Below are 13,201 nucleotides of genomic sequence, written 5' to 3'. Positions count from 1 at the left end.
CTATAATTATTGATAAGAGGTGAAAAATTTGAATAAAACAAACAACAGACATTTAATCGCTTTAGATCTTGATGGTACATTACTAACAGACAAAAAAACAATTAGTGCTAGAACCAAACAAACCTTATTTCAAGCGATGAAAGATGGACATATCGTTATCATAGCAACAGGTCGTCCTCATCGTGCTAGTATTAATTATTATCACGAATTAGGATTGGATACACCTATGGTGAATTTTAATGGTGCACTTATTCACCATCCAGTGGATAAAAAATGGGAAGCACTTCATAGCCCATTGCCGATTCGCACAGCAAAAAAAATAATTCAAACATGCTATGATTTAGGAGTACATAATATTCTAGCGGAGATTAAAGATGACCTATATCTTGATCAATATGATGAAGAACTGCTAGAGATTTTCCATGGATCAGATCAAAATCAAAAAATAACAATAGGTAGTTTAAAAAATGAATTAAGTGAAGATCCTACTTCTATACTTATTCACCCGCGTAAAGATCACGTCCAAGAGCTAAGGGATCACTTAAATGATAAGCACGCAGAAGTCATTGAGCATCGAAAATGGGGTGCTCCTTGGAATGTTATTGAAATTGTTCGTAAAGGAATGAATAAGGCAGTCGGCCTAGAAAGAATTGCGCACTATTATCACATTCCGCAAGAAAACATTATTGCTTTTGGTGATGAGGATAATGACCTTGAAATGATTGAATATGCTGGTGTTGGTGTGGCCATGAAAAACGGAATAGAGCAACTTAAATCGGTGGCAAAACATGTAACCAGCTCAAATGAAGAGGATGGAATTGGAATATTTCTTGAAAATTACTTAAGCTTACAAGTAGAAAAACAATAATTTACCAAAAAATACTTTTCATTTATTAGCTATAAGTGTTCCATACTAAGCTTGAACGTAATCCACACGTTCAGGCTTTTTCATTTTAGTTTTTCATTTGGGAGGCATGTAGCATGAGTAAAAAAAGTAAATCAAAACGTTTTACTCAACAAGGTGTAGATTCCGTAAAGCAACATGACCAACGATTTCCTTATCATGAACGTTTAGCAGACGCAGAAAAAACAAAAGAAAAAGCAGATGAACAATCTTTAGGAGGTTTTTAACAATGGCTAACATGGCAAATAACTTATTCCAACAGGCTAAAGATGCTGTGAACCGTTTAGCAAACGGTCAAAGCTTTGACGAAAATGACAAGCAAGCAGCAAAAAACGCGATCCAATCAGCCTACACGAATGCTACTCCTGAAGAACAACAGGAGTTACAGCAGTTAGAACAGCAACTTCAACAACAAAATGAATTAAAATAACCCCTAATAACAATCCCCCTTCTAGGAAGGGGGATTGTTATTTATATCTTCATCTTCATTTGCGTATAAAATTTGTCCTCTTTTCTCGTACTGAAGCATTGTTTGTAAGATGACAGTAGATAATTTATTAGGTGGATATGGTTTTGTTAAATAATGATCGACCCCTAATTTTTCCCCTTTTTCTTTTTGTTCCAATGCAGAAGAAATAAAAATAGGGATCTCTTCTAAATGATGGTGATTTTTCACTGCTTTAATAATTTCCCAACCATCTATTCCATCCCCTAGCATAAGATCAACAACTATACCATCAGGTGATAAGTGCTCCAAATGTCGTAACACATCCTCACCATTTGCGTACTTTCTAACATAGAATCCAGAATCTTTTAATTCATCTTCTAATAACTGGGATAGACTTGTATCATCTTCAATCAAGACTATTTCAGGCAATAATTGATTTTCAACTTTAACGGTTGATCGGCTTATGGTTGGGTCAAGAGGTAATGTTACTGTAAATACACTCCCCTTATCCAATTCAGAGCGGACAGCAATCTTTCCATTATGTGCTTCTACTATTTCTTTACAAATTGCTAATCCTAACCCTGTTCCACCTATTTTCCTCTGACTAGAATTATCAATTCGATGGAACTTTGTAAATAGTCTTTTCAATTCATTGTCAGGTATACCAATTCCTTTATCTGATACATGAATATAAAGATGGTTATTGCTATTATTGAACGAGATGACTACATCTCCTCCATTAGGTGAAAATTTAATTGCATTACTGATCAAATTAGTGTACAACTGGACAATACTTTGCGGATCGGCTTGTACGGATGAGAAATTACTATGATCAATCACTCGCAGTGTATGGTCCGGGTTGTTAATACGGAAACGGTCAAGTACATCTTCTGCTAGTTCGACCATATTTACATTTTCCATTTTATATTCTTGATAACCTGACTCCATCCGTTGCAGATCTAAAAAGTCATTGATAAGGTTGGTTAACCTCAGCGCTTCTTTGTGAATTGTTTTCAAATAACGTTCTTGGCGCTCTGGCTTAAGCTCTTTGCTAATCATTAATTCCGTATAACCTAATACACTTGCAAGCGGCGTTCTTAACTCATGACTTACTGTACTTACCAAGTTGGATTTCATTTGATCTACTTCATACTCTGCTGTTATATCTCTGTACACAAATAATGTCCCTATTCGCTTTTCTTGTCGATAAACAGCCTCAGCATATACAGTAAGTACATTACTTGTCCCATTTTTTACTTCAAATTGATAATTTGTGCCACCTTGCCCTTCCGTCCGTATTACTTTTTCAATATATGCTATAAAGGCATCTCTGCTTTTTACATGTACTGCTACTTTTTCTAACCAAGAACATCGTTGCTCGAGATGTAAGTCTGTTTCCATTTCCCCATTATATAAATAGAAAAATTCTAGCCATTTTTGATTATATTGAACTAAGTATCCCTCTTCATCAATGAACTGGATTCCCTCGTTAATATTGTCAATAATATCTTGATTAAGCTGTCGACTATTTTCTGTTTGAACGAAATAATTAATTTTTTCCAATGATAAGGACACACGATTTAAAATTCCTTTGATCTCTTCTTGTTCGGACAAAGAAAACGGGTTGGCTACTCTTGTACATACTAATACTGCAATTAAATCGTTATTTGCATTAATGACCGGTGCGTGGAGGTCATAAGATTTTTCTTCAAAGTAATAACCTGCCTCCCCTTGTTCCACTTGTCTTTTCGTAACAAATGCTTGACCATTTTGTTGAAGTCGATGGATAGCAGTTGAAAAGTATGTATCAACATCATTTCTATACTTTTCACGATCTATCCCGACAGTTGCAAACGTGCCATTTTCTATCGTAAACAATATACCTAGATCGAAACGATAAATTACGGCCAAATCACCAATCACCTGGTCTAATAACTCTTGTTCGTTTTGCGTGATGGACAAGGCATGGTTCATCTGATTGAACCTTTCCAGTGTTCTTTTTGTGTTCACTAGTTGTTCCGCCTGGAGTGTCAATTGTTTGTTTTGTTCGGAAAGATGATCTTCTCTGTTCTTAATTTGACTTGCCATATCTGCAAAGCTATTTGAAAGTGTTCCAAGTTCATCTGTTCGATTAAGGCGATCAATCGAAATCGGTTCACCTTTTGCTAATCGTTGTGATGCCTTTGATAGGTCTGACATTGGTGTGACAATCAGCTTTGTTAGGTTTCTCGATGCCAGACTTAAAACAAGAAAAATAATTGCTAGAAATAAAATGAGCAAGTAATTCATGTTATCAACTGTTTCTAAAAAAGATTCATGACTATTACTTAGCTGTTGCTCTATGTCATCCGTTCCTTCAGCAATCTCATCTAAAAGATTACTTACAATGATTGTGGATGATGTATATTTACTAGCTTCTTTAAGTGATTCATAATTATTTGTTTGTATAAAAGGCTTCATAAGTGGCAATAAATCATTCCAATACTTATCAACAAATATTTCCATTTCATCAACAAGTATATTTTCCTGTTCAGATAAGCCCAACTGCTTGTATGCCACAATTTCCGATTCCAATTTGTGTTTAAATTGTTCCGATTTCACTAGTTCGTTATCATTCCCAAATGCTGCGTAACCACGCATATGAACGACCATCTGGGTAACATTACGCTCCATGTCTCTGAGAACATTACCTTTATCCGTAAGTACCTCCCGTTGTTCCAAATAATCTGATTTAACAGATTGTGTAAACAATAAGATACCCGCAACTCCTACTAATGCTGTAATCGATATTGTCATTAATAAAATAAAGAATCGACTTCGAATCGTATTTTTAAACAATTTACGCATTCAAAATATCCTCCACCAATAATACAAGTTGAGCAGGACTAAAAGGCTTTGCCATATAATAAGGAATACCTGCTTCTCTTGACTCATCTAAGTCAGATTGTTGTGTTTTAGCCGTTAACATCAAAATGGGATGTTTCTCCTTCCACTCTTCATCGAGTTGTTTGGCTACCTCTATTCCAGTTAATCCTGGCATCATATTATCCAGTATAACTAAGTCTATATCACCATTTTCTTCTAGAAGTTTTAAGGCATGTCTACCATCTATAGCTTCTAGGACATCGTGTCCTTCATCTTCCAAGGTATCCATCAGAAGCATACGAAGTACTTCTTCATCATCTACTACTAAAATTTTCGCCATAACTAAACCCCTTTGATTGTTAATTAAAATAACCTGTTAATTAATCTTTTCACTCTAGCTTCTAACTGTTGTAGACTAAAAGGTTTCGTTATATAATCATCTGCACCTAATTCTAGAGCTTTTACAATATCTTCATCCTTCTGTCGTCCGGTGAGCATAATGATACCCATATCTTTTTCATTCTCTGTTTTTCGCAGCTCACTTAATACTTCTAGCCCATCCATACCAGGCATGATGCCATCAAGTAATATAATATAGTTCCCCGCTTGTTTATACCAACTTGTGGCTAAGAAGGATTCACCTTCTCGGAAGGCCCTTACTTCAATATGGAAGTTTGAAATAGTCATCTTGGACAAATAATCTTGGAGCAATTGTTGAATAACACGATCATCATCGACGATCGCTATCCGTAATAAGTTATGCTTTTTAACTAATTCACTATTCTTCTGCAACTCTGGATGGTATCCATGCACGGACTTTCGACCATTTTGTTTTCCGTAATACAAGGCAAGGTCACTCTGTATAATAAGTTGTTCCAATGATTGAATAGACTTTTTCATCTCGGAAACGCCGGAAGTAAAACTTAACGACAAGCTAATCCCATTTACGATTTGTTTTTCTGCCATAAACTCTTCAAGTAGGCGTTGAACAATCCGAATACCGTCATCTTGTTTAGTTTCTTGTAAGATCAATAAAAATTCTTCCCCACCGTAACGAACAAGGTTATCCGATGAGCGAATATTACGTAAGATAAATTGAGAAAATTCTGCTAGAACTGTATCCCCGACTGCATGTCCATATTTATCATTAACTTGTTTAAATCGATCTAAGTCTAATAACGCAAAACTAAACGGTGTTCCCTTTTCTTTAAAATTTTTATGAAGTTCTTTCCATTTATCATTTAGAAATACACGATTATACGCGCTCGTTAGCTCATCAACCATGACTCTTTTTTTGAACATTTCTTTTTGCCTTAATCGATTCCGAATGATACTTAAGAAGACGTCCATCTGAATGGGTTTCTCAATGAAATCATACGCATTAGCATCATATACTTTTTTCTTCACCTTTTGACTTACATCATCACTGATTATCAATACTGGAGTAAATGTACTTAGTACATTCTTTTCAATATTTTTCAGAAAATCAAGACCACGTTTATTCTTAATATGGTAGTCACAAATAACTAGATCTGGATGACGGTCGTAAAAAAGCTGTGTTCCACGATTTAAAGTCGTTGCAATAAATACTTTGTAGTTATTGTCTTCAAGGTTTTCTTTTATGTAATTCAATAGATCAATGTCATTATTTAATACTAAAATGGTTTTTTGTGATGTTTGGTCATCTACAGCACCTTTTACTTGAATTGGATCTTCTATATCCTCATCAAATAACAAGGCTAGTGGTTGGATAAAGTCTACCCACTCGTCTATTTTCCAAATGGATTCTTTGTCCTTATCAATTTGTTCCAACAACTCACTCGACGTCTCTGTTAAATGATGAAGTTCGATCGAAGATGCAGTTCCTTTAATTGAATGTAAAAAACGATATAATTCTTGATTCGAAACAGATGGCTTCTGCTTCCACTCGTCAAGCATATGTTTATACCGTTTTAGAAACATAGATTGATACTTCTTCAAGATTTTCACTCCTACTTTGTTTCCACTTTTATAAAACCGTTGACGATAACTGTATGTTCCAAACGTTCACTACACATACCTAATCTCTTACTTTATTTTATCATAGTTGAAGTGTGTCGAAATATGGTATTATTTAATAAAATAAAAACTTGTGCTTCTGATTAAAGCGGAATGGCATAATAAGCATGATAAAAGCGTAGATCAGATGTCCTATTATCCAATACGTAATTCCTTGCCAGTCTGTAACGGAAGGTGTCTCTTTTATTGCTAGGCTAGTCAATGGAAAATAAGAAATGGCAGCGATCATACTCAATAAAAGTGCAATTCCCAATCGATACATAGGCGTTGTTGATCCTTTTCGATTCAAGAGTACGACAAAAACCAAGCATATTCCCCAGGAAATAATAAAGTGAAAAAGTAACTCGAGAAAAACGGGAAGTTTACGTTCTATTATAAAGTCAACGTTTAATAACAAAGTAAAAACCTTGATACCTGTTAGACTCTCCATTACCCATAGAAAACACGCCAAAACACCTCCTGCAACAGTTCCCATCCAAATAGCCCGTCTTATCATCAGATCGTCCTTTCTTTTCGTGAAAGTTTTACTACTTCTATTATAACTTTTTTACCCCTATGGTCTCTATCTTTTCAAATTACAATTTAATGAAGTTTCTTTTGTATTGAGCACTTTTCTGCTATCATAGACATATAAGGAAGATATCTAGGAGGAAATAATGATGAGCATTCATGTAGAAGCTACACCAAACCCAAATGCAATGAAATTCACAACGGATTCACTAATATTTGAAGGAAATAGCAGTATTTCTGTTATGCCCGGACAAACAAGTGAACATAAAATTTTAAATGATCTAATGGCTATAGAAAGCGTTGATAATGTTTTTGGATACCAAAATTTTATTACTGTAAATAAAAAGGCTGATGTCGAATGGGACAACTTAACTCCTCAAGTAAAGGACATCTTAAACACTTATGGTTACTAAACCATAAGTGTTTTTTTCTTTTCTACATTAACTAAAAACGTATTGCAGATCATCGATAAACACCTAAATGAAAGCTTTATCTTTATACTGTACATAAATGCTAGTGGAGGGAATACGCGTAGACTCCTGTGGGATCTGCGAGACAGGCGAGCCCCTGCAGGAGCGAAGCGACGAAGCGGTTCGGCGCTCGCCCCACGGAAAGCGGAGTGTATTTCCGGAACGGTAAAGCAGTATTATCATCTTTAGTTACTGTACAGTATGAATCTACTGTGCAACAATAACAACAAAGCTCAAGGAAGAAAAGGCAATAAAAAAGACATCTACAGTGAGATGTCTTCTTTTCATTAAAATTGTTCCAATGGATAAGCTTTGCCATTCATTTCCATTCCATCTTCTAGGTTTTTCTCATAGAAAAAGATAGTAACAGCTCCGTTTTCGGGTAGTCTTTTCTCATCGATTGATAAGTCAATTTGAAATGACTCCCAGCCTTCAACCTCTTTTTCAACCTTTGTTTCTTCAACTAAAACCATATGCCCATCTTCCACATGATAGAAAAAATCATTGCTAGTATATGCTTCTCCCGTTACGGTGTAGATTCCGTTTGTTCCAGTTACTTCTACATCACGAAAGCTATCAGGGTGCGTATCATCCGCTTTAGGAAGTAAAGGCTCTGAATGGTTTTCTCCTATCGTCATTGAAATTGTTTCAGTGAAAGGATTGTCTTCTAATAATTGTTTATTAACTTCAGTAGGTAACAAAGTAACAGTACCTTGATACACTCCCTCTGTTAACCCTTCTTCAACTATATCAATTTCTTCTTGCCATTCTAATCGTTCACCTGGTGCTAGTGGTTCATACACTAATGCTTCCGTGAACATCTTCCCCTCGGAATACACGTATATTTCATCGTCTGTTTCGTCTAATATTTCTATTTCAAATTGTTGGCCTGACGAAAAACTTAACTCTATTTGTTCATCTCCCGTATTTTTCAACTGCATAGTAAAAACAACTTTTTCTCCTGTTGTTGTTACATCTACTTTCATTTCTAATTGTTCTATGAGTGTTTGCACGTCTGGGCTAGTTGCTTGATTTGCAGAGATATTTTGCGTTATCGAGTCATCCATTTCATGTTGTTCGATTGGATCTCCATCTCCCATACTCCCCTGAGAATACTCTTCATCATTTTTCGTACCACAAGCCATTAATACTAAAAAAAGCAAAGCGGATAATATATAAAGGAAAGCTTTCATTCGATCTACTCCTTTTTCTCCTATTTACTTAATCAGTCGTTATTAGGAGAAAAAGGTTACGGCAATATTAATCGTTTTTCCTAAAGAATCCAAATATTCCTGCCGTCTCAACAATATTTGTAAATGCATTAGGATCTACTTCTTGTATAATTCTCTCTAAATCATATAGTTCATATCGTGTAATAACTAAAAAAAGCATATTCTTATCTACTTTGGAATAAGCACCACGGGCTGGAAGAATGGTAATTCCCCTTACCATCGTATTATGAATCTCTTTTTGAAGGTCATCTGCTTTGGTCGTTACGATCATTGCAGTTACTTTTTCATGACGTGTGTGCAGGACATCAATTACACGTGTTGTTACATACAGTGCTAATAAGGTGTATAGCGCATTTTCAGGTTCATAAATAATACCAGCTAGTAAAATAATAACTCCATTGATGACCATCATATAAGTCCCAATCGGTTTATCTTTCACTCGGGATAATACCATCGCAACGATATCAGAACCTCCTGTAGATGCACCCCATTTTAATGTTATCCCAATTCCTACCCCAGCAATTACACCGCCAAAGACTGCATTTAACATGATATCTGGAGAGATTTGCACGATAGGCAATACTTCTAAGCAAATAGTTGTAAATAAAACAGATATAAAACTATAAATGGTGAAGCCTCTTCCTACTTTTATCCAACCTAGAATAGCAACCGGTATATTTAATATTAATAAAATAATACCTGTACTCAATCCTTGAATATGTAACAGATCAGAAAAAACACTAGACAATATTTGAGCCATGCCTGTAAAGCCGCTCGCATAGACATTCGCGGATATTAAGAAGAAGTTCAGCGCAATAGCATTTAACAGTGCACCTATTAATACAATTATGATTCGTTTTGCTTCAAATAAAAACATAAGATGCCTCCTTTACTTTCATGCTGAAAGCTTTTTAATCACATACCCACCAATGTTACAGTATAATCCACTGTTATGTAAATCAGTATGAAAAATAAACTTTGACTAACCGCTTCTGTAACATTAAACTAGATTTAGAAAGCGTTTTAGGAATAAGCATGCTAGTCCGTGCTTATTGTTTACTATTTCTCTTCTATACATACGATAGAATTATGTTCACTATAAGCATTAACATATAATTTTTGGAGGTGGATCCGTTGACAGTTAAAATCATTGCAGACTCTGCCTGTGATTTGTCTAAGGATAAATTTGACCAGTACGACATTGATATGGTTTCGCTAACGGTTCAATTAGATGGAAATAATTACGAAGATGGAAAGACAATTTATGCAAAAACTGTTTATGAAGCAATGCGTGAAGGTAAGTCTCCAAAGACCTCACAAGTAACACCCCAAGCATTTAAAGAGCTATTTGAACAACATGCTAAAAATGAGCAAGCTAGTGTGTACCTTGCTTTTTCATCTGAACTCTCTGGCACATATCAATCTGCAAAGCTTGCAGAGCAAGAAGTAAAAGAGCAATATCCAAATTGGCAGTTGGAAATCATTGATACCAAATGCGCATCTACTGGTTATGGTTTAGTTGTTATTCGTGCAGCACAATTAGCAAAAGAAGGTGCTAGCCTAAACGAAATAATAGAATTGAGCAATTATCATGCGGAACATATGGAGCATATATTTACAGTAGATGACCTAGAATACTTACTACGTGGAGGACGAGTTAGTAAAACAGCTGCATTTATAGGTTCTTTATTAAAAATTAAACCATTATTACATGTTGAAGGTGGAAAGTTAGTTCCTCTTGAAAAGATTCGTGGTTCTAAAAAGGTACTAAAACGTATGTTAGAAGTAATGGAAGAACGTGGATTTGATCTAAAGAATCAACCAATTGGTATTAGTCATGGAGACGATCTGGAAAGAGCAGAACAATTAGCCGCTATGATTAAGGAACAATTTGGTACGGAGGAATTTCATATCGAAATGGTTGGTTCAGCAGTCGGCGCACATGCAGGGCCAGGAACGATCGCTTTATTTTTCTTAAATAGTGAATATAAATAAAATAGATTTGTAAAAGAGGAACAATCATTACATTGTTTCTCTTTTTTCATGTAACAAAAACCTTCCCTCTTTTAATTCCACCTTCTCCATTCTTTTCTGTTTTATTCTCCTTGTTCTGGGAATGACTAATTATATAGTATGTGAAAAATGCAAGGAGGATTTTGATGACTTCTAATAACAAAAAACAAGTTTTACCAAAACAACATCAAAACAGACAGCCTGGTTTTGAATATGAAATGAATCCACTTCCCAAATTTGAGGATCCCAACTATCAAGGTAGCAATAAATTATTGGACAAGGTAGCTATTATCACTGGTGGAGATAGTGGAATTGGTAGAGCAGTTAGTATTTATTTTGCTAAAGAAGGCGCAGATGTAATTATCATTTATTTTGATGAGCATCAAGATGCAGAGGAAACGAAGAAGTTAGTAGAAAAGGAAGGACGAACATGCAAACTTATTAGCGGCGATGTTAGCGATGCTGATTTTTGTTATTCTTCTGTACAGTCCATTGTTGGGGAATTTAATCACATCGATATACTAGTCAATAATGCTGCCGTACAATATCCTCAAAAAGACTTTTTGGACATAACAGACGAACAGCTCGAAAAAACATTTAAAGTAAACATATTTTCATTCTTTTATATGACCAAAGCAGTCCTTCCACATATGAAGAAAGGCAGTAGCATTATCAATACGTCTTCCATTACAGCTTATAAAGGGAATGATATGCTTATTGATTATTCAAGTACGAAAGGGGCTATTACTACATTCACAAGATCTCTTTCTTCATCATTAGCAAAGAAAGGAATACGCGTAAATGGCGTTGCACCTGGACCAATTTGGACACCTCTGATTCCCGCAAGCTTCGATGAACAACAGGTTTCTGAATTCGGATCTACGACACCAATGGGCAGACCGGGGGAAACATATGAGTTAGCTCCAGCTTATGTATATTTAGCAAGTAACGATTCTAGTTATGTTACTGGTCAAATGATGCATGTAAACGGTGGGAGTATTGTGAATGGATGATTTTAAATATTAAACAACGTGAGGAGAAGTGATTTAATTCTAAATTACTTCTCTTTCCTAATTTCTACAATCATTACCAATTTAGTCAATACTTTAACGCATCGATAAACCAGTTGCGTTTTAATGGGTATAGGAGTAAAGTATTAAAGTATTAAACTATTTATGGAAATGATATGGTAGCACAATTAATGATAGATTTTTTCTACCTGTACCTCGCCTTTTTATTGTATCAGGTTGTCTCCTTTCTTCAAACATTGTGCACCCAGAGGAGCGTAATCATCAATGAGCGAAACAAAAAAACAGAATTTAAGTTTGTTCGCATTAACATGGCCTATTTTTATTGAAATTTTACTTCACATGCTAATGGGGAATGCTGATACACTTATGCTAAGTCAATATTCCGATAATGCGGTAGCAGCAGTAGGTGTCACAAATCAGATTATATCAGTTGTCATTGTAATGTTTGGATTTGTTGCGGCAGGAGCTTCCATTTTAGTGGCACAGAATCTAGGAGCTAATCAAACGGTTACTGCTGGTAAGATCGCTGTCACTTCGATTAGTTTAAACCTATGGTTCTCTTTGTTACTAAGTTTAGGATTATTTATATATAGTAAGCATATTTTACGAATCATGGACCTACCTACAGAACTACTAGCTGAAGCAGACGTTTATATGCAAATTGTTGGTGGATTTATTTTCGTTCAAGCACTCATCATGACTGTCTCTGCAATTCTACGAAGTTATGGTTTTACCAAAGACACGATGTATGTGACTATTGGTATGAATATTGTGAATGTAATAGGAAACTATTTTGTTATTTTCGGTCCATTTGGATTCCCTGTTTTAGGAGTAGAAGGTGTCGCTTACTCTACAATGATTAGTAGATTCTTAGGATTTATAGTTATATTAATTCTTCTAGTTAAAAGAAGCAACAAACAATTACCATTTGCTTCCTTCTTTAAATATAAGAAAGAGCATGTAAAGGATTTACTTGGGATCGGCGTGCCATCCGCAGGAGAACAAATCTCCTTTAATGCTAGTCAAATGGTCATCACGTATTTTATCGCACAACTTGGTACGATCGCTATTACAACGAAGGTCTATGTTCAAAATATCATGATGTTTATCCTCCTATTTTCCATCGCCATTGGGCAAGGATCACAAATATTAATTGGTCACATGATTGGAGCAGGTGACATCGAGAAAGCTTATAAAAGATGTATTAAGAGCTTGCAAATAGCTATTGTCATAAGCCTTATTTGTGGAATCATTGTTTATTTCTCTAGTGATTTCTTGTTAGGAATATTTACTGATGATACGACCATCTTACAAAAGGGTGCATTACTTTTACTTCTGACAGTTATATTAGAACCAGGAAGAGCATTCAACCTTGTTGTCATTAATGCATTACGTGCGACAGGTGATGTGAAATTCCCTGTCTTTATTGGTGTTATTTCCATGTGGGGAGTTAGTGTCACTTTTGCCTGGTTCTTTGGGATCTACCTTGGTCTAGGACTGGTTGGGGTTTGGATTGCATTTATCGCAGATGAATGGTTAAGAGGAATCCTCATGCTTCGGAGATGGAGGTCGAAGGTATGGGTTCGAAAAGCATATGTCAAAAAAGAACAAGAAGAAGCTTCTGCTTAAGCATATCGGAAAAGCCTCAACGCGTCATTTTGCGGTGAGGC

Annotated in this window: 13 protein-coding genes; 7 read left to right on the top strand and 6 right to left on the bottom strand. The window is 35.5% G+C overall.

The annotated features are described in order from the left end of the window. Positions 1-28: 28 nt before the first annotated feature. The 3 genes from NYQ66_RS07580 (at position 29) to NYQ66_RS07570 (ending at position 1,334) form a co-directional block, all read left to right on the top strand. Positions 29-868, top strand: coding sequence for a Cof-type HAD-IIB family hydrolase (locus tag NYQ66_RS07580; protein ID WP_259868473.1), 840 nt, complete (start codon positions 29-31; stop codon positions 866-868). 113 nt (positions 869-981) lie between these two features. After that, positions 982-1,131, top strand: a complete 150-nt coding sequence (locus tag NYQ66_RS07575; protein ID WP_259868471.1) for a competence protein — start codon at positions 982-984, stop codon at positions 1,129-1,131. An 11-nt stretch (positions 1,132-1,142) separates the two neighbouring features. Further along, positions 1,143-1,334: a DUF3813 domain-containing protein gene (locus NYQ66_RS07570; protein WP_259868651.1), complete on the top strand. Its 192-nt coding sequence runs from the start codon at positions 1,143-1,145 to the stop codon at positions 1,332-1,334. A 21-nt stretch (positions 1,335-1,355) separates the two neighbouring features. Here the strand turns inward: NYQ66_RS07570 and NYQ66_RS07565 are convergent, their stop codons facing one another. From NYQ66_RS07565 to NYQ66_RS07550, 4 genes are all read right to left on the bottom strand, one after another. Next, positions 1,356-4,199 carry an ATP-binding protein gene (locus tag NYQ66_RS07565; RefSeq protein ID WP_259868468.1) on the bottom strand — a complete coding sequence of 948 codons (2,844 nt, stop codon included), beginning with the start codon at positions 4,197-4,199 and terminating at the stop codon, positions 1,356-1,358. Next, positions 4,192-4,557, bottom strand: coding sequence for a response regulator transcription factor (locus NYQ66_RS07560; RefSeq protein WP_259868466.1), 366 nt, complete (start codon positions 4,555-4,557; stop codon positions 4,192-4,194). Before NYQ66_RS07560 ends, NYQ66_RS07565 begins: the two co-directional genes overlap by 8 nt. Before the next feature lie 23 nt (positions 4,558-4,580). Further along, a complete protein-coding gene (locus tag NYQ66_RS07555) occupies positions 4,581-6,197 on the bottom strand; it encodes a GGDEF domain-containing response regulator (RefSeq protein WP_259868464.1) in 1,617 nt (538 codons plus the stop codon). A 133-nt stretch (positions 6,198-6,330) separates the two neighbouring features. After that, positions 6,331-6,582 carry a hypothetical protein gene (locus NYQ66_RS07550; protein WP_259868461.1) on the bottom strand — a complete coding sequence of 84 codons (252 nt, stop codon included), beginning with the start codon at positions 6,580-6,582 and terminating at the stop codon, positions 6,331-6,333. Between the two features lie 352 nt (positions 6,583-6,934). Between NYQ66_RS07550 and NYQ66_RS07545 the strand changes: the two genes are divergently transcribed. Continuing rightward, positions 6,935-7,198, top strand: a complete 264-nt coding sequence (locus NYQ66_RS07545) for a NifU N-terminal domain-containing protein (protein ID WP_259868459.1) — start codon at positions 6,935-6,937, stop codon at positions 7,196-7,198. A 344-nt stretch (positions 7,199-7,542) separates the two neighbouring features. Here NYQ66_RS07545 and NYQ66_RS07540 read toward each other — a convergent pair whose 3' ends face one another. Then, positions 7,543-8,448, bottom strand: coding sequence for a BsuPI-related putative proteinase inhibitor (locus NYQ66_RS07540; RefSeq protein WP_259868456.1), 906 nt, complete (start codon positions 8,446-8,448; stop codon positions 7,543-7,545). A gap of 67 nt (positions 8,449-8,515) precedes the next feature. Then, the gene (locus tag NYQ66_RS07535; RefSeq protein WP_259868455.1) at positions 8,516-9,364 is read right to left on the bottom strand and encodes a YitT family protein; all 849 of its coding nucleotides are present in this window, start codon (positions 9,362-9,364) and stop codon (positions 8,516-8,518) included. Between the two features lie 257 nt (positions 9,365-9,621). Here NYQ66_RS07535 and NYQ66_RS07530 point away from each other — a divergent pair, with 257 nt between their 5' ends. The 3 genes from NYQ66_RS07530 (at position 9,622) to NYQ66_RS07520 (ending at position 13,160) form a co-directional block, all read left to right on the top strand. Beyond that, the gene (locus NYQ66_RS07530) at positions 9,622-10,482 is read left to right on the top strand and encodes a DegV family protein (RefSeq protein WP_259868454.1); all 861 of its coding nucleotides are present in this window, start codon (positions 9,622-9,624) and stop codon (positions 10,480-10,482) included. Positions 10,483-10,646: 164 nt separating this feature from the next. Continuing rightward, positions 10,647-11,513: an SDR family oxidoreductase gene (locus NYQ66_RS07525; RefSeq protein WP_259868453.1), complete on the top strand. Its 867-nt coding sequence runs from the start codon at positions 10,647-10,649 to the stop codon at positions 11,511-11,513. Between the two features lie 282 nt (positions 11,514-11,795). Next, a complete protein-coding gene (locus tag NYQ66_RS07520; protein ID WP_259868451.1) occupies positions 11,796-13,160 on the top strand; it encodes an MATE family efflux transporter in 1,365 nt (454 codons plus the stop codon). Positions 13,161-13,201: the final 41 nt, after the last annotated feature.

Source organism: Aquibacillus koreensis (genome assembly GCF_025154055.1).
In the GTDB taxonomy this organism is placed as follows: domain Bacteria; phylum Bacillota; class Bacilli; order Bacillales; family Amphibacillaceae; genus Aquibacillus_C; species Aquibacillus_C koreensis.
Note: the sequence above shows the minus strand (reverse complement) of the source record. Positions and strands in the feature narration are given on the sequence as shown.